This window comes from Cohnella sp. 56, from assembly GCF_037963805.1.
GTDB lineage: Bacteria > Bacillota > Bacilli > Paenibacillales > Paenibacillaceae > Cohnella.
This window is the reverse complement of record NZ_JAZDQE010000006.1, coordinates 338,504-356,406: the sequence shown is the minus strand read 5'-3', so window position 1 is coordinate 356,406 and position 17,903 is coordinate 338,504. Positions and strand designations below refer to the sequence as shown.

Below are 17,903 nucleotides of genomic sequence, written 5' to 3'. Positions count from 1 at the left end.
CTTTGACGATTCTAATGCGCACTTCTTCTTTCCACTTCTTACCGCCCATCCCGATCATCTCCCTTATCCCCAGTTTAAATCATTGTGGGATGGGACTCCAATTGGATTAGGGGGCCTAGGAGAATATGCAGGTAAATGCAAAGCGCAAGCCGATAATCCTTCTGATGAAGGAGAAAACCTGCGTTTTTGCAGCTTTTCGTCTCCAAAGGGTCGGCATCGGCCAAATTAGATGTATATATGCAGGTATTAGGGCGAAAGATCGAAGCGGGCGGCGATCCGCTGGCCCGTCAGAAAGGCTTCGGATGAGCCAGCGACAGGCAGCCGCGCGAATCGGATGTTTGATGTCATCCCCAAAAAAGGAAACCTTCAGGGAGATCCCCGATCTTCCCTGAAGGTTTCCTTTTCGTCTGTATCCTACACCCAACCCTTGTCCATCGCCCGGCAGATCACCTGCGCGAACAGCGAGTTGGACCAGGCGAACCAGGGGCGGGTGAAAATCGCGGGATCGTCGGGGTTGAAGCCTTCGTGCATGAAGCCCGTGTCGGCATCGGTGGCGATCAGCACCTCGATAAGGTCCTTGACCTCCTGCTCGTCCGTGCTCGTGAGCGCCTGCATCGACAGCGCCATATGCCATACATAGCCATCCGGCGTGTGGGGGCTGCCGATGCCCCTGGCATGCTTGCCCTCGAAGTAGTACGGGTTGTCGAAGCTGAGCGCGAACCGGCGCGTGTTCTGGTAGACGGGATCGTCCGCCGGCGCGTAGCCGAAGTACGGAATGGACAGCAGGCCCGGCGTGCCGGCGTCGTCCATCAGGCAGTAGTTGCCGAAGCCGTCGGTCTCGTACGCGTAGATACGGCCGAAGCGCGGATGGTTGACGATGCCGTAGGCGCGGATGCCGAAGTCGATCTGCTCGCGCAGCTTCTGCGCGCGCTCGGCAAGGCCGGCGTCCTCATAGATCTCGCTCGCGATGTCGCGGATATGGCCGAGGATGACGACGGCGAACATATTGCCCGGCACGTTGTAGCCGAACAGGGACGCATCGTCGCTCGGCCGGAAGCCGGACCATGTCATGCCGGTGTAGTTGACGGGCAGGCCGAGGCCGTCGTTCTGCATCGTCTCGGTCTCCTTGAAGCCGGGGCGCAGGAAGCGGTAGGGCGACTTTTCCATATGGCGCTGCTCGGTGCGGATGACATCGACGATCGAGACGAGCGCCTGATAGCAAGCGTCGTCGAATACGTCCGTCTTGCCGGAAGCCTGCCAATAGTCGTACAGCAGCTGCACGGGGAAGCAGAGAGAGTCCAGCTCGTACTTGCGCTCCCACATCCAGGGGGTCATGTCGGACAGGTCGCCGGCGTTATAGTGCTTGCCGCTGGCCGTCTCGTTGAACGCGTTGGTATACGGGTCCTGATTAATGTAAAAAAGCTGGCGCCGGATCAACCCGCCGATCATCCGCTGCAGCTCCTCGTCCTCGCGGACGAACGGCAGGTAGTGACGCACCTGTTCGGTCGAGTCGCGCAGCCACATGGCCGGGATGTCGCCGGTGAAGACGAACGTCGTGCCGTCGTCCAGCAGCTTGGTTGTCGTCTCGAGCGTATTGGGGAAGCAGTTGCGGAACATTCGCTGCAGCTTGGGTCGATGGACAAGACGCCGGTCGGCTTGGTCGAGAAAGTCGCGGATCGAAGGGGGCAGGGCGGATGCGGTCTGCGTCATATTCATTTCCTCCTTGGGGTCGGTCAGGCTCGTAACGAATCATCCAACAGGTTGGCACACCTCGCGAGACCGCGCAATATGTATCGTTTGCAGCCCTGAAAACGGTTAAAATTTTACACATTCCGGGCATGTGCCAACGAGAACGCGTATGCTCCGCAACCCTTGCGCCGCAAGGGTTTTCTCTGTTTTTACAATGACAATGCACATCTCACATATTTACGGTACGGACCTGCCTTCCCTACAATTCGAATTGCAATCGCTGCCGCGCCGACGCCTGCCGAGGGATGAATGCGCTCACAGGATAAATGTCCGGCGGCTTAGCAGTTCAGCAAGAAAGGAGGAGCAACGTGAAAGCACAATCGCAGCAAGTCCAGGCACTGGACGGCGGACTGCCGCTGCCGACGAAGCTTGCCGAACGCGCATCGCTGGGCAAACGGATCCGGCGCAACTGGGAGCTGTACCTGTTCGTCGCGCCGGCGCTGGTCTACTTTGTTTTATTTCATTATCTGCCGATGTACGGGGTCCAGATCGCGTTCAAAAACTTCATGCCGGCCAAAGGGATCATGGACAGCCCGTGGGTCGGATTCGCCCACTTTGAACGTTTTTTCCACTCGTATTACTTCTGGGATCTGATCTGGAATACGTTCGGCATCAGTTTGTATGCGCTTGCGGTCGGATTCCCGCTGCCGATCATTCTGGCGCTCGCCTTCAACGAGGCGAAGAACGGACTGTTCAAAAAAACCGTCCAGACCGTGACGTACGCGCCCCACTTCATCTCCGTCGTCGTCATGGCCGGGATGATCATTACGTTCCTGTCGCCGTCTTCGGGCATCGTCATCAAGATCATGGCGTGGGTGGGCATCGATGCGCCGCAGTTCCTGACCGATCCGCGGTGGTTCAAGACGGTGTACGTCCTGTCCGAAGTATGGCAGAGCGCGGGCTGGGGCACGATCATCTATCTGGCGGCGCTGGCGGGCGTCGATCCGCAGCTGCACGAGGCCGCCATCGTAGACGGCGCGAGCCGCTTCAAGCGCGTCCTGCACATCAATCTGCCGACGATCGTCCCGACGATCACGATCATGCTCATCCTCAACATGGGCAATATCCTCGGCGTCGGCTTCGAGAAGATTCTGCTGCTGCAAAATTCGCTTAACATGGAGTCTTCCGACGTCATCTCCACCTTTGTATACCGGACCGGTCTGGTCGACGCGCAGTACAGCTTCTCGACCGCGGTAGGGCTGTTCAACTCGGTCATCAACGCCATCCTGCTGATCCTCGTCAACCGCATCGCCAAGCGGACCAGCGAGACCAGCCTGTGGTAGAAGGGAGGAATGCGAATATGAACGTTGCCGACTCGGCGATCAAGTCATCCAGAGGCGACCGGCTATTCATGCTCGGCGTGTATGTGTTCCTGTGCATCGCGCTGATCGTCGTGCTGTATCCGCTGCTCTATATTCTCAGCGCATCCATCAGCTCGCCTAAGCTCGTGAACGCCGGCGAGATGTGGCTGCTGCCCAAGGGCATCACCTGGGACGGGTATACGCTCGTGTTCCAGAACTCCAAAATCTGGAGCGGTTATCTCAATACGATCATCTACACGGTGCTCGGGACGGCGCTCAATCTGGCTGTGACGCTGCCCGCCGCCTATGCGCTCAGCCGCTCCGATTTTGTAGGACGCACGTTGTTCGTTATCATTATCCTGGTGACGATGTTCTTCAACGGCGGACTGGTGCCGACGTATCTCGTGGTCAAGGATCTCCATCTCATCAATACGATGGGCGCGCTCATCCTGCCGGTGGCCGTATCGGTATGGAATCTGATCGTGGCCCGGACATTTTTCCAGACGACGATTCCAAGAGAGCTGCAGGAAGCCGCGCAGATCGACGGCTGCACGAATCTCAAGCTGTTCGTACGCGTCGTGCTGCCGCTTTCCTTTCCGATCATCGCGGTCATGGCGTTGTTCTACGGGGTCGGTCACTGGAACAGCTATCTGCCGTCCCTGCTCTATCTGAACGACGATGCCAAGTATCCGCTCCAGATGGTGCTCAGGCAGATTCTCGTGCTTCAGGAGATGACGGCGGAGACGACCGGCGCCGCGATCAGCGGCGACATCGCCAAGGCGATGAACTCCAAGGCGGAGACGGCCTCTCTGCTCAAATATGCGGTCATCGTCGTCTCCACGCTGCCGATCATCGCGGTCTATCCGTTCCTGCAGCGCTACTTCGTCCAGGGCGTCATGATCGGCTCGGTCAAGGGCTGACGGCGGGCGGCGGGCGTCCATTTACACGATTTATCATCATCAACGGGAGGGTTCATATATGGGATCTTATGCAAAAACAGGCAAGCTGCTGCTCGCGGCATCGGTGGGCATCGGCCTGCTGGCCGGCTGCGCTTCGAATGAGAAAAAGGGCGCGGCGAGCGCAACCGTAAACAAAGAGGGCTTCCCGATCGTGAGCGAGCCGCTCACGCTGACGCTGATGGCGCCGGACACGGGCGAGCAGGACTGGAAAAAGATGAAGGTGCTCGACGTCATGGCGGAGCAGAGCAACATCAAGCTCGAATTCCGCAATGCCCCGAAGGACAGCTTCGATACGAAGAAAAACCTCGTCTTCGCGAGCGGCGAATATCCGGATATGTTCTACGCGGCGGGGCTGACGACGGCCGAACAGATCAACTACGGCCAGCAAGGCATCCTGATCCCGCTGGAGAAGCTGATCGAGGAGTATGCGCCGAACTTCAAGAAAATATTGGAGGAGAACCCGGAGGTGCGCAAGTCGATCACCGCGCCGGACGGTCATATCTACGCGCTGCCGGTCATCGATATGAGCCAGCACTGGTATCGCAATCCGATCTGGTACAACGGCGACTTCCTGAAGGCGCTGAACATCACGAAGCTGCCGACGACGACCGAGGAGCTGTACACGTATCTGAAGCGCGTCAAGACGGAGGACCCGAACGGCAACGGCAAAGCCGACGAGATCCCGCTGACGGCGAGCAACGCCAGAGATGTGAACCTGCGCGACGTCCGCACCTGGCTGCTCGGTTCGTTCGGGGTGTATGAGGATGCGATCTACGTCGACGACAACAAGACCGTGCACTACACGCCGCTGGAGGAAGGCTTCAAGCAATATCTCACGTTCATGAACCGGCTGTGGAACGAGGATCTGCTGGATCACGAGAGCTTCTCGCAGACGGACGAGCAGAAGAAGGCGAAGATACAGAACAATCAGGTCGCGATGTTCTCCAACTGGAACGCCTATATGTCGCTGGGCGGCGAGCCTTCGACGGACGATCCGATGTACGCGCCGGTGAAGAGCGACATGGTGGACAAGCCGGTCATCGCGGAGAACGCCGGGATCACGCCGGGCGCGTTCGCGATCTCGAGCACGAACCCGTCCCCCGAAGCGTCGATGCGCTGGGCCGACTACCTGTATTCCTATGAGGGCTCGCTGCTGTTCAGCAAAGGACCCGAAGGCATTCTGTGGAAATACACGGACGAGGCGACGCGCACGAAGGAATACCTGCCGATCCCGGACGGCGGCACCGACCGCGAGAAGTATCGCTCGACGCTGACGCCGAACTACGGCATCCCGGCGCCGACGATCAACTTCGACGATATCGACAAGGGCCTGAAGGGCGACTTCGATATGTGGGTCATGAAGGAAACGCAGACGAAGCTGCTCGATCAGGGCGCGCGTCCGCCGTTCCCGACGTTGTTCCTGACGTCCGAGGAGCAGACGCAGATCAACAGCCTGACGTCCGACCTCAACACGTACGTCAACCAGATGGAAGCCAAGTTCATCACCGGCGCCGAGCCGCTGAGCAACTGGGACAAGTATACGGCCACGCTGAAAAAGATGGGCGCCGAGAAAATGGCGAAAATCTATCAGGGCGCCTATGATCGCTGGGCCTCCAACTAAAGGGCCGGCTGCGGCTGCGGGGCTGCCTGAAGGCGGCGTAGCAGAAGCTGCAGAATTGTGAAAGGCAGTAATAAGCTGCGAGCCGCAGCAAAGGCCGCCCGCCTGGCGGGACGGCCATCTGCCTGACGGCTTCTGCCTGACGGCTTCAACAATTCTCCGTCGTCGCCCGCCGATGCGGAGAATTTGTTTTTTTTGCAGGGAGCTTTGCGCGGCAGCGGGGCCAGCGGGCAGGCGGTGAACGAGGCGCGACTCACGTGAAGCGGAAAGTGGCCGGCCTCGCTGCGACGGGATAGCGGAACTTATTTCCGCTAAGGTGACTTTGGCACGCTGGCTGCGGCGGGATAGCGGAACTTATTTCCGCTAAGGTGACTCTAGCACGTTGGCTGCGGCGGGATAGCGGAACTTATTTCCGCTAAGGTGACTCTAGCACGTTGGCTGCGACGGGATAGCGGAACTTATTTCCGCTAATGTGCTTTTGGCACGCTGGCTGCGGCGGGATAGCGGAACTTATTTCCGCTAATGTGCCTTTTGCACGCTGGCTGCGACGGGATAGCGGAACTTATTTCCGCTACGGTGCTTTTGACACGCTGGCTGCGGCGGGATAGCGGAACTTATTTCCGCTAAGGTACCTTTGGCACATTGGCTGCGGCGGGATAGCGGAATTTATTTCCGCTAATGTGCCTTTGGCACGCTGGTTGCGGCGGGATAGCGGAACTTATTTCCGCTAAGGTGACTTTGGCACGCTGGCTGCGGCGGGATAGCGGAACTTATTTCCGCTAAGGTGCCTTTAGCACGTTGGCTGAGGCGGGATAGCGGAATTTATTTCCGCTAATGTGCTTTTGGCACGCTTGCTGCGGCGGGATAGCGGAACTTATTTCCGCTAATGTGCCTTTAGTGCGTTGGCTGCGGCGGGATAGCGGAACTTATTTCCGCTAAGGTGACTCTAGCACGTTGGCTGCGGCGGGATAGCGGGATGCCGCCATCCTCGGGTCCGCGCGACTACTCCGCCGGGACGTTCACCTGCGCGTACAGCTTGCGGTACTGGCCGGGCGTGTAGCCGGTCTCGTTCTTGAACTTGCGAATGAAGTTCGGCGCGTCCAGGTAGCCGACCCGCTCGATGATCTCCTTGAGCGGCGCGCTCGTGGTGACGAGCTGGCGCATCACCTCGTCCGTACGCAGCCGCCAGATGTACTGGGAGAAGGTCATGCCGATCTTCTCCTTGAAGCTGCGGCTCAGGTACGAGGTCGAGACGGAGTACTTGAGCGCGATATGCTCGAGGCTGAGCGTGTAGTCGGCGTACTGGCTGTCCACATACTCGACGATGTTCTCGATGAGCGACTGCTGCTCGGTCTCCGTACTGCGCTCCACCTGGCGGCAGATTTGCGCCGACAGCTCGATCAGCCGGCTCTCAAGCTCCTCGAGCGTCTCGAACGACGTGAAGCCGGGGATGTTGTTCATCACATCCGTCATGCCGTACTCCGAAGCGGTGCGCAGCAGGGCGTTGAGCAGGTCGAAGCAGACGCAGCGGAGCAGGGACGCGGACAGCTTCACGCCGCGGATCTCGTCCACGAGCCTCTGAATCGTCTGCGCGGCAACCGCCTCGTTGCCCTGCTTCAGGCTCTGCTCAAGCTTGAGCATCGACTTCTTGGGCAGCCAGAAGGCATCGCCGGAGGCATGCTCCTGCTGGGCCAGCCGGTCGAAGTAGGTGACGCGGCCCTGCTCGCCCATGAGGCGGAACTGCAGCGCCGTCGCCGCCTCGATGAACGACTGGTTCAGCTCGCCGAGGCTGTCGTAGGGCGTGCCGACGCCAAGCGAGAGCTGCTGCCGCAGCTCGCCGCCGATATGCGACAGCACGGCGCCGACGACCTGCTCCGCGCGCTCCTGCACCGGCAGGTCGCCCTCGGCGCTCATCGTGACCATCAGCGCGAACCGCTCCGACGGGGACAGGTCCACGCCGTAGGCGCCGGCCCCGAGCGCCGGGAACTTCGCTTCGCGGAACATCTCGGCCAGCTGCGCGACGATCGCGCGCGACGAAGCCGGATCGGGCAGCTCCTCCCAGGTGAGGATGACGGAGAAGCACAGACTGCTGCCCGGCGCCAGCTCCAGACCCGCGCTGTGCACGAGCCGCTCGATCTCGGGGTCCTCGGGCTTGCCGTGCTTCAGCAGCAGGAGCAGGCACTGATTGCGCACATACGGCTGCTGCATATCCGCCCGCGCGCTGTACTCGTGGATCGTGTGGCGGATCCAGTCCCACTCGTTGCGGCTGTCCGCCGCCTCGGCGGCGCCGGCGCCCCGCAGCTTGACGAATTCCATCAGGTTCTTGATCGGGTGATACTGCCGTCTCGCCAGCACCATGGCCGCCGCAATGCCGATGAGGCCGACGAAGCAGAAGACGATCAAAATCAAAGACTTGATATGCGCGACCCGGCTGAAAAACTGGTGGCTCGGCATCGTCGTCACATACGTCCAGTCGTTCGTCTCCGACTTCACCGCCACGACGGACTGCTGCTTGCCGTCCAGCGTCAAGCTGTGAATGCCGGTCGACAAGGACGCGAGCCGATTCAGCCCGGTCCGGTCCATCGTATCCCCTTGGCTGGTGCCCGTCAGCTGGTTGCCCTGCGCGTCGAAAATGTAGCTGCTGCCGGAAAAGTCGTTCAAGATCGACGCCATCATGCCGGTCAGATTCGATTCCTTCATCAGGTAGACGACCGTGCCGTACGGAAACGGATTGTTCGGCTTGATCGGCACGAGCAGCGTCAGCATCGTCTCCTGCCGGGCGTTGATCGTGACCTGCTCGGCGGGACGCATGATCGGCTGGATCGCGGTATTCATCTCGCGTGTCAGCTCCCGCCTGCTCGATTGGCTGAACTGGTAGGTGGTCCCGAACGCCACATCGAGGTTCATCAGCCCGCGATAGGAATAGATGACGGGATCGTCGCGGAAGTACAGGAAGAGATCCTGCAAAATGCTGCTGCTCGCCTTGTAGTTCGCCAGCGTCTGGATCGCTTCCATGCCGTAGTAGTCGTGATGCGCCATATAGGAAGTCAGATGCTCGTCGTAGGCGATGCGCCCGGCAATCTCCTGCAGCTCGGTAATCCGGCCGTCCAACGTCCGCTTCACCTGATTGAGCTGATTGAGATTGGATTGCTCGATCTCGGTCCGCAGGCTGCGCACGGCGCTCTCGTAGACGGAGGCCGTGACGCCGGTCAGCGGGATCAGGAAGATGAGGATGTAGGAGAGCGTGTATTTTAAGAGCAGCTTGGATTTAAAATGGTTCCAGTTCAGACGCATGCGAGAAACGAAAGCTCGCTTGTCCGTCAAGTTCAACATCGGCAACGCTCCTTGCATCATTCGGGTTCACGGGAGCAGGCTCCGGCTTGTCCATATTTTAAACAAACGTTCAAACATTATAACGTTGTTCAATCATTATAACGATAAAACGGCTTTTAAGGAAAGGAAACGATTTCAAATATAAAGGAGCGTGTCCTATGGCAACGATTATCTTTTACGACGCGCAGTTCCCCTGCGACGGAGCGGCGCCGGACGAGGCGGCTCTGGCCGAGCTGCGCCGCAGCTGCCGGGTCGTCGCTGCCGCAGGCTTGGCCGAGGCGCTGGACGCGGAGGATGCGGGGACGTTCGTCCACCTGCACGGCCCGTATTTCCCAAGGGACGCCTGGCCTGCCATCTCGCGGCATCTCGGTTCGGGCAAAGGCTGGATTCACGCGGGCGGCGCGCCGTTCAAGCGGCCGGTCGGCCTGACCGCGGATGGCTGGATTCCCGAGCCGGAGATGACGGCCTACCATCAGGAGCTCCACATCCACGAAGCGCTCGCCGCGGACGGGACGCGCGCCGCCGTCCTGCGGCACAATCCCGAGCGCCCGCTGCTGGCGGGGAGCGAAGGTCTGTTCGACATCGGCGACACGTACGGCCTCGTGCTGCATGTGACGCATGAGCGCGATCAGCTGAACCAGGCGACCGGCTCGTCGGGGCCGATGAACGCCCGCATTCAGCCGCTGCTCGTCGGCGTGAGCGAAGACGGCCGGGAGGTGACAGCGCCGGTCGTGCTGCTCGAGCACTATCGCGGCGAGTTCGCAGGCGGCCGCTGGCTGCTGGCGAACCAGCGGCTGACGGCGCGGTTCTGGTCCGGCGGCGGCGCGGAGGCGCTCGTAGAGTGGGCGGCATACTGCGACGCCGGCGTGACCGAGCTGTGGCTGAAGCCGAGCTATGCGGCGTATCACGCGGCCGAGACGCCGCATCTGACGGTGCAGGCGCAGCGGATCGCGCCTGCGGCCGACGGCGGCAGGGCGCGCGAGCCGGAGGAGTGGCGGCTGCGGATCGCGCTGCGCAGGCGGGGGGCGCCGGAGCGGGAAGCGGCCGAGGCGAAAGGGATGCTTGAGCAGGACCAAGCTGCGGAGGCTCTGAAGGCTGTCGGGCGGGAACGAGCTGCGGAGGGCATGACAGCGATCGAGCGCGATCAAGCTGCGGAGGCTGTGAAGGCTGTCGGGCGCGATCAAGCTGCGGAGGCTGTGAAGGCTGTCGGGCGGGAGCGAGCTGCGGAGGGCATGACCGTGATCGAGCGCGATCAAGCTGCGGAGGCTGTGACAGCGCTCAAGCATGACCGAGCTGCGGTAGAGAGCTTGCCCGACCGGGGGGACGAGGCGTTCGCCGGGAACGCTCCGCTCTGGGAGGAGGAGCTGACGCTGAGCGTGGGCGGCGAGATCGCGTACATGACCTTCGTGGCGCCGGCCGCGCTCGCGCCGGGCAGCTACGCGATCGCCTGCGAGGCGGTGTCCGCCTCGGGCGAGCGCCGTCTGCTGCACCAGGGCTTCTGGTGCTACGACCGGGAGCTGCTGCGGCGCGGCGCGCCGCTGGCCGCCGGACGAGACTATTTTATCAAGGACGGCAAGCCTTTTCCCGTCGTCGGCATGACCTATATGGCGTCGGACACCGGCCGCAAGTTCATCAACCTGCCGAACCCGGCGCTGTGGGACCGGGAGATGGCGACGATGAAGCGGGCGGGCATCAACTGGATTCGCACCGGCATGTGGAGCGCGTGGCGGCATCTGATGTTCGAGGACGGGCATGCATCCGAGGAGCAGCTGCGCGCGATCGACGCTTTTATTTTGACGGCTGCGCGGCACGGGCTGGAAGTGACCTTTACGTTTTTCGCCTTCGCGCCGGAGGCCTGGGAGGGACGCAATCCGTACCTGGACCCGCGCAGCGTCGAGGCGCAGAAGCGGTTCATCGCAGCCGTCGTCTCCCGTCACAAGGACACGTCGAACGTGCAGTGGGACTTGATCAACGAGCCCTCCCTTTTCGACCCGACACGGATCTTCACCGGTCCGCGCGCGCTGCACGACAAGTTCGAGCGGCAGGCGTACAGCGCATGGCTGCGGCAGCGGCACGGCACGATCGAGCGGCTGCAGGCCCGCTGGAACATGACGCCGACCGAGCTGCCGGACTTCGAAGCCGCCGAGCCGCCGGAGCAGACCGATATCGCCTTCGACATCCACGACGTGAAGAAGCTCAAGAAAAACGGGCGCTGGCTCGACTACACGCTGTTCACGATGGACATGCACAACCGCTGGGTCGAGGCGCTGAGCGCGACGATCCGCTCGCTGACACCCGGGCATCTGGTCACGGTCGGGCAGGACGAGGCGCTGGGCAGGGGGCCGCGGCCGTCGCCGTTCATGTACGCGCAGAGCGTCGACTACACGAACGTGCATACGTGGTGGCTCAACGACCAGCTGCTGTGGGACGGCCTGTTCGGCAAGGACCCGGGCAAGCCGACACTCATCCAGGAGACGGGCATCATGTACGTGGAAATGCCGGACAATCGCGCCAAGCGGACGGAGGAGGAGCTGCGCAATCTGCTGGAGCGCAAATACGCCTACGCCTTCGCGGGCGGCAGCGCGGGCGCCGTGCACTGGCTGTGGAACACGAATTACTACATGGACAATGTGTGCGAGTCCAACATCGGCGCGCTGCGGGCGGACGGCACCGAGAAGCCGGAGGCGGACGTGTCGTACGACTTCGGCCGCTTCATCGGGCGCATCGCGGACCTGTTCGAGGAGCGCGAGCTGGCGGACATCGCCGTCGTCTTCCCGTATACGAACGACTTCTCGAGCCGCAGGTTCGCCTGCGAGGCGACGCAGAGCCTCACCCGGGTGCTCGCCTACGACATGAAGGTGCCGTTCTACGGCATCAGCGAGCTGCATCTCGATTCGCTGGCCGCGGACAAGCCCCGGCTCATCATCGTGCCGAGCGCGCACAGCTTCAGCGACGAAGCATTGGACCAATTGCTCGGGCATGTCGAGATTCATGGAGGCACGCTGCTGTTCACCGGTCCCATCGGGCTCGACGCCTACTGGAAGCCGACCACGCGGGCGGCGGAGGCGGTTGGCACAGCCTATCGGCTGACCAACCTGTCGCGCGAGGAGCAGGTGCGGATCGCAGGCCGTACGTACCGGGCTTCCTTCGGCGACCGCAAGATCGGCCAGCTGAGCAAAGAGGTCGTGCCGGGTGCGGACCGCGACGGCTGGAACCGGACCGCGGAGCTGCTCGTCCGTCCGCTCGGCGCCGGCAAGCTGCTCTGGTGTCCGCTGCCGCTCGAGCTGAACGAGCGCACGGATACGCTGCAGGCGCTGTATGCGGCAGCGCTGGAGCAGGCGGGGGCGGGAAGCGGCGCAATGGTATGGGAAGCAGGCGGCGACCACCCCGGCGTCTACGGCACGAGGCTGACGTTCAAGCGCGGCAGTCTGTATGTCTTCATCTCGGAGTCGGGCGCCGACTGCGAGGTGGCGATCGCCGACGGAGAATCGCGCTACCGGTTCACGCTGCCGAGCGAACGGTCGGTGCTGTTCGCGACGGACGCGCAGGGCGAGCTGATCGCCGCCTACCGGGACGTCGCCGTCGCCCGCTCCGAGCCGAGCGGCGCGCGCTAAGCTTGCAGCACAGGTCGTTGCTTCGTTCGGCATCGATGCGAGCGCTTGCCCCCGGGCAAGCGCTTTTTGTGCGTCCGGCCGTTTCCCCGCTGTCAGCTTTATTGGCCGTCTGCGTTTCCTGTCGATAGCTGCTTCTCCGAAAAATCAAGTTGACAGGCCGGTCGTATGTGCCGATACTTTAGAGTATATCGCTTTCTTAGCTATCGAGGAGAGGAAGCTATCGTAAAATGAAAGGGTTTACAAAATATGTAGGCGGCATCTCGATCCACAATAAAATCTTTATCTCGAACCTGCTCATTATTGTATTTTTTATATCCACCCAAGCGATCTTCACCAATACGATCTCGCAGAAGGCCATCATTGAGAAGGCTGTCAACGATTCCTCGCGGGAGCTTGTCCTGATCAGAAATAACCTGCAGACCCTGTTAACTTCGATTGAGGATTATTCCAAAATTTTGGCCAGCGATTATCGCCTGCAAAATGTGCTCTACAACGATCTGCTGCTGAACAACGAGTCCTATCCGCATCAGCCCGCTGCAGGACTGAGCAACCTTTCCATGAATAAAATTCTCTCTGAAACGATCAGCAACATCGTGGAGCCGAACACCAAGATCAAAGCGGTCAGCATTCTGACCTCGAATCGTCAATGGGTGGACGTAGGGTTTGCCGACAACGACTACGCCTCCCGCCTATTCGGCGAAGGAGACGAGACCGCGGATCATTCCTACCTGCCCGTCTGGACGGGACTGATCCGCTTCAAATTCAGGTACGAGGGAGAAGACAACGTTTTTGCAGTGTCCAAGACGGTCGTTCACAAAGACACGGGAAAAACGATCGGGCGCGTTTTTTTGTACGTCAAAGAAGACGTGATCACCTCGATCTACGAGGAGGGGAAAAATCACAAGGGCGGACAGTTCTACATCCTCGATGCAGACGGCAACATCATCTCCGCCAAAAACAAAGATATGCTGTACCGGAACTTCGACGAAGCGTTCGCCGTCACCATTCCCGACTTTGGACAGAAGGACGTCAGCTTCACGCAGGCCAGCGGAAGCAAGCGGATGCTGGTATCGACGCAGCGGTTCAAGCCGCTCGGATGGACGATCGTCAGCACGATTCCGATCGACGAGATTACTTCGGAGCGCAAAAAAATCAACCAGCTGATCATCGGAATCGGCGCCGTCTGCTTGCTGGTCGCCTTGATCGTTTCCTTCATGCTGTCCCGTTCGATTACGCGTCCTATCCTTCGCCTCGCCAAGACGATGAGAGAGATTCGGACCGGCAAGATGCAAGTCAGAAGCGCCTATCAGTCAAGAGACGAGATCGGCTATTTAAGCGACGGCTTCAACAATCTGATGGACCGCATCGAAGCGCTGATGGCCGAGAATGTGGAGAAGCAGAAGACAAAGGCCGAGATCGAATTTAAGCTGCTGCAATCTCAGATCAAGCCGCACTTTTTTTACAATACGGTGGAGACGATCATCTCGCTCATCAAGCTCGGCATGGGCAAAGAAGGGATCACGGCAGCGCAATATATGGCGGACTTTTATAAAATCTCGCTCAGCAACGGGAACGATATTATCTCGATCAAGGACGAGATGCGCTTAACGGCAAGCTATCTGGAAATTCAGCAGCTGCGCTACGTGGAATATATGGCGTATACGATGGAGATTGACGAGGAGATCATGGCCTATTCCATCCCGAAGCTGACCTTGCAGCCGCTCGTGGAAAACGCCATCTATCACGGATTGAAGATGAAAAGCGAAAAAGGCTTCGTACGCATCGGCGGGCGGCGCGTCGGCGAAGATGTGCATATTGAAATTTACGATGACGGGGTCGGCATGCGCGACAGCCAAGTTCAGGAGATGATGACGGGAACGGCTGCAACCAAGGAAAAAGGCGGCTTCGGGTTCAGGAGCGTATCCAACCGGATTCGCATGCTGTACGGAGACAGGTACGGACTGAAGGTGGAAAGCGAGTATGGCGCCTACACCCGAATCACGATCGTATTGCCGCTGAGACAGCACTAGAGCCTCGCGCCAATCGTTAAGCCGACATTATGACAATCCGCTCCGGGCGGGCAACAGGAGGGTTCGGGCATGTACAAGGTGCTTATCGTGGACGATGAGTATTATTTCAGGCAAGCTTTGAAAATATCGCTGCCGTGGACGGAGCTGGGATTTCAGATTGCGGGGGAAGCAAAAAACGGAGCGGAGGCGCTGGCGCTCCTGCCCGAGCTGAAGCCGGATGTCGTGCTGGTCGACATGAATATGCCGATCATGGACGGCATCGAATTCATCCAAAAGGCGAAGCAGCGCGGTCAGGATACGAAATTTATGGTGCTGTCCGGACATAGCGAATTCGTCTATGCCAGACAAGCCGTGCATCTGGGCGTGTTCGATTATGTGCTGAAGCCGATTAACGAGGGAGAGCTCCGGGGCTCCCTGCTGGACATGAAGGAGCAGCTCCGAACGGAACGCCTGGGCCGGATGGAGCTTGAAGACCTCCGGAAGCAGGCGATAGAGAGCTTGCCCGTGTTGAAGGAGCAGGCGCTGAACGGCTTGCTGCAAGGCAGCGTTCATGCGGCGGCGATGCCCGGACAGGATCGGCTGGCCTACCTGGGAATCCGGCTGGAAGGGCCCTATTATGCGGCGGTCGTGGTCGATCTGGACCCCCGCGACGATTGGAATCGCGAGGAGGACCTGCTGGCCAGCAAGGCTGCCGTTCAGGAGATTGCACAGCGCGAAGCGGAGCGCGCATACGCCTATGCCGCCTGCCGCGATTACGAAGACCGCCTCGTGCTCATCGTCGGATCGCCGGACGGCGCGTTTGCCGGACTGGAGCCGCTGTGCAGAGAGATTCGCGACCGGATTCGCGATCTGCCGTGCTCGGCAACGATCGGAATCGGCGGCGTCTGCCGATCGCTGTCGTCGATCTCCGGCTCCTACAAGGAAGCGCTGCTCGCCTTGAAGCGCAGGTTCGTGAGGGGCGGCGGCGAGGTATTCGCGTATGCCGCAGCGTCCGAGACCGGCCTCAGCGCCAGCTTGTTCCCGGTGGAAAAGAGGAGCGGTCTGCTGATGTGCATGCGCGTCGGCAACCCATCCGAGACGGAGGCGTGGCTTGCGGATTTTTTCGGGCATGTGCGCGCCCGGCAAGCCTCGATCGAGATGCTGCTGCTCGCCGGCATGGAGATCGTATCTACTTGCGTGGAGTTTCTGGCCGAAGCGTCGCAAAGCTTCGAGGATGTGTTCGGGCACACGACGCAGCCCGATATGCTTCAGCACGTGCAGCAGATGAAAACGTTGGGCGAGCTGGAAGACTGGATACGGGCCTTGATTCTGAAAGTCATGGACCATGTGCATCGCCGCAAGCCGAATCGGTCCGCCAAAGTCATCGAGGAGGTCAAGGCGTACATCGCGCGCCACTATGGGAACGAAGAGCTGAGAATCGAGGATATCGCCAAGAGCGTGCATATGAATTACAATCACCTTTGCTTTGTGTTCAAAAAGGAAACGACGGTCACGATCAATGACTATCTGACCGAGACGCGGATCATGAAAGCGAAGGAGCTGTTCGACCGGGGGGAGACGGTCATTCAGAGCGTAGCCGCCCGGGTGGGGTATGCGGATGCCAATTATTTCGGCAAATGCTTCAAAAAGTATATGGGGATTCCCCCGAGCAGGTATGTCAACCAGATGGGGTAAGGTCTATGACAACGCCAAAGGGATGAAGCGGGCACCGGCCTGCTTCATCCCTTTGGCGTTGTCTGGGGATGTGCAAACCGGCGGTTTGCCTTCGCTGCGACAGTTTTATTTTTTGCCGTTAATTTTACTTCTGGGCCGAGAATAATCTCTGTACTAAAATTGGCAAGATTCGTAAGATGAATTCAAGGTTGATATCGCTTACAATTCCGAATCAACCTGAGTAGAGGTCGATACGCAGGGGAGGCAAACAATGAGAATCAAGTCAAAGGCAAAAGCAACGATCCTGACGGCGAGCGCCTTGCTGCTACTGTCGGCATGCAGCGGCGGGAACGAAAAAGGGAACACACAACCATCCGACAGCCCGTCGGTCTCGGCGGGCAGCACGGAAGCTGCCAAGGAGAGCGCGGGGACGGACGGCAAAAAGATCAAAATGAGAGTCATCACGATTACGACCGACGAGAATCGCAACAACATCATGGAACAGTATATTAAGCCGAAGGTCGCGGAAGCGCTGCCGAATCTCGAGGTCGAATTCGAACCCGGCGGCGGCGGCGAGGATATGGCGAACAAATTGAAAACGTTGAACGCTTCGGAGGATATGCCGGACGTCTTCTGGAATGACGCGGGCTACTTCACGCCGCTGAAGAGCACGGGCAGCATCATGGACCTCACCTCCTACATTTCCAAAGACGGCTTCCTGAACAAGTACGCGGTGCCGGACGCGCTGAAGCATGTCGACGGCAAGATTTACAGCCTCTCATCCGGGGCGGACACGTACTTCACGCCGATCATCTTCTACCACAAGGATATGTTCGAGCAAGCCGGCGTTCAGGTGCCGACGACGTTCGACGAGCTGCTCCAGATCTCCAAGACGCTCAAGGGCAAAGGGATGGTGCCTGCGGTGACGCCCGGCAAGGACGGTTGGGGACCGAAGCTCTTCCTGCTGCAGCAGATGATCCAGATCGGCGATCCGCAGGCGATGGCCGATCTCGTGAGCAACAAGACGGACTTCGACAACCCTGCCGTCCAGGAGGGAGCGGCCCGCATCGAGACGCTGGTCAAGGGAGGCGTATTCCCGGACGGCATCGCCAACCTGGATTACGGTCCGGCGATGGAGATGTTCACGTCCAAAAAAGCGGCGATGCTCATGATGTTCACGTGGGAGCTGCCCAACCTCGCCAAAGACGAGACGGTCGACTTCTTCCCGTTCCCGACCGCCGGCGACAAGTACGATCCGACGAAAAACGTGCAGTTCTGGGGTTCTCCGCTTAACGGCTACGCGGTAAGCGGCAAGACCAAGCATCCGGATGAGGCGGTCCAGCTGGCCGAGTTCCTCGCCATGGCGGACGCGCTGTACTTCGAGAAAACCGGGGCGCCAATCGCGCTGCAGACCGGCAACCCGCCCGCGGACAAGAGCCCGCTGATGCAGAAGTTCGTGGACTGGTACAATCCGATCCCGAACAAGATCGCTTCGATGGCCCTGAATTCGCTGGATGCGCGGACGTCGGCCGAGATGTCCACGCAGGGTGCGAACCTGCTGACCGGCGAATACGCCGCCGCCGATTTCAACAAGGCGATGAACAAGATCTGGAGCGAGAACACGTGGTTTGACAATTAAAGGTCCG

At 60.0% G+C, this 17,903-nt stretch carries 10 protein-coding genes; 8 read left to right on the top strand and 2 right to left on the bottom strand.

Annotated elements, in window-relative coordinates; translation table 11 throughout:
* The coding region (locus VQ071_RS13795) for a hypothetical protein (protein ID WP_340514597.1) at nucleotides 1-229 on the top strand (229 nt) is incomplete at its 5' end.
* Between the two features lie 185 nt (nucleotides 230-414).
* Here VQ071_RS13795 and VQ071_RS13790 read toward each other — a convergent pair.
* Nucleotides 415-1,710, bottom strand: a complete 1,296-nt coding sequence (locus VQ071_RS13790) for a glycoside hydrolase family 125 protein (protein ID WP_340514596.1) — start codon at nucleotides 1,708-1,710, stop codon at nucleotides 415-417.
* Nucleotides 1,711-2,057: 347 nt separating this feature from the next.
* On the opposite strand from VQ071_RS13790, the gene VQ071_RS13785 reads away from it, so the two are divergent.
* From VQ071_RS13785 to VQ071_RS13775, 3 genes are read left to right on the top strand one after another with little or no spacing between them, the layout of a single operon-like run.
* Complete coding sequence (locus VQ071_RS13785; RefSeq protein ID WP_445293292.1) at nucleotides 2,058-3,032, top strand: ABC transporter permease; 975 nt, start codon at nucleotides 2,058-2,060, stop codon at nucleotides 3,030-3,032.
* 17 nt (nucleotides 3,033-3,049) lie between these two features.
* On the top strand, nucleotides 3,050-3,970 hold the full coding sequence (locus VQ071_RS13780) for a carbohydrate ABC transporter permease (protein WP_340514595.1): 921 nt from the start codon (nucleotides 3,050-3,052) through the stop codon (nucleotides 3,968-3,970).
* Between the two features lie 58 nt (nucleotides 3,971-4,028).
* Nucleotides 4,029-5,630 (top strand): ABC transporter substrate-binding protein, encoded by a 1,602-nt coding sequence (locus VQ071_RS13775; protein WP_340514593.1) that lies wholly within the window; start codon nucleotides 4,029-4,031, stop codon nucleotides 5,628-5,630.
* A gap of 999 nt (nucleotides 5,631-6,629) precedes the next feature.
* On the opposite strand, the gene VQ071_RS13770 is transcribed toward VQ071_RS13775, so the two are convergent.
* On the bottom strand, nucleotides 6,630-8,960 hold the full coding sequence (locus VQ071_RS13770; protein WP_340514592.1) for a helix-turn-helix domain-containing protein: 2,331 nt from the start codon (nucleotides 8,958-8,960) through the stop codon (nucleotides 6,630-6,632).
* A gap of 158 nt (nucleotides 8,961-9,118) precedes the next feature.
* Here VQ071_RS13770 and VQ071_RS13765 point away from each other — a divergent pair, with 158 nt between their 5' ends.
* From VQ071_RS13765 to VQ071_RS13750, 4 genes are all read left to right on the top strand, one after another.
* Nucleotides 9,119-12,574 carry a beta-galactosidase gene (locus VQ071_RS13765; protein WP_340514590.1) on the top strand — a complete coding sequence of 1,152 codons (3,456 nt, stop codon included), beginning with the start codon at nucleotides 9,119-9,121 and terminating at the stop codon, nucleotides 12,572-12,574.
* Between the two features lie 227 nt (nucleotides 12,575-12,801).
* A complete protein-coding gene (locus tag VQ071_RS13760) occupies nucleotides 12,802-14,604 on the top strand; it encodes a cache domain-containing sensor histidine kinase (RefSeq protein WP_340514588.1) in 1,803 nt (600 codons plus the stop codon).
* A 69-nt stretch (nucleotides 14,605-14,673) separates the two neighbouring features.
* The gene (locus VQ071_RS13755; RefSeq protein WP_340514587.1) at nucleotides 14,674-16,278 is read left to right on the top strand and encodes a response regulator; all 1,605 of its coding nucleotides are present in this window, start codon (nucleotides 14,674-14,676) and stop codon (nucleotides 16,276-16,278) included.
* 250 nt (nucleotides 16,279-16,528) lie between these two features.
* Nucleotides 16,529-17,896, top strand: a complete 1,368-nt coding sequence (locus VQ071_RS13750; protein WP_340514586.1) for an ABC transporter substrate-binding protein — start codon at nucleotides 16,529-16,531, stop codon at nucleotides 17,894-17,896.
* The last annotated feature ends 7 nt before the right edge of the window (nucleotides 17,897-17,903 follow it).

Bases quoted from the DNA above. Each gene is read 5' to 3' on its own strand.
- VQ071_RS13790 (WP_340514596.1), bottom strand. From the start codon at position 1,710: ATGACGCAGACCGCATCCGCCCTGCCCCCTTCGATCCGCGACTTTCTC.
- VQ071_RS13780 (WP_340514595.1), top strand. From the start codon at position 3,050: ATGAACGTTGCCGACTCGGCGATCAAGTCATCCAGAGGCGACCGGCTA.
- VQ071_RS13775 (WP_340514593.1), top strand. From the start codon at position 4,029: ATGGGATCTTATGCAAAAACAGGCAAGCTGCTGCTCGCGGCATCGGTG.
- VQ071_RS13770 (WP_340514592.1), bottom strand. From the start codon at position 8,960: ATGTTGAACTTGACGGACAAGCGAGCTTTCGTTTCTCGCATGCGTCTG.
- VQ071_RS13765 (WP_340514590.1), top strand. From the start codon at position 9,119: ATGGCAACGATTATCTTTTACGACGCGCAGTTCCCCTGCGACGGAGCG.
- VQ071_RS13760 (WP_340514588.1), top strand. From the start codon at position 12,802: ATGAAAGGGTTTACAAAATATGTAGGCGGCATCTCGATCCACAATAAA.
- VQ071_RS13755 (WP_340514587.1), top strand. From the start codon at position 14,674: ATGTACAAGGTGCTTATCGTGGACGATGAGTATTATTTCAGGCAAGCT.
- VQ071_RS13750 (WP_340514586.1), top strand. From the start codon at position 16,529: ATGAGAATCAAGTCAAAGGCAAAAGCAACGATCCTGACGGCGAGCGCC.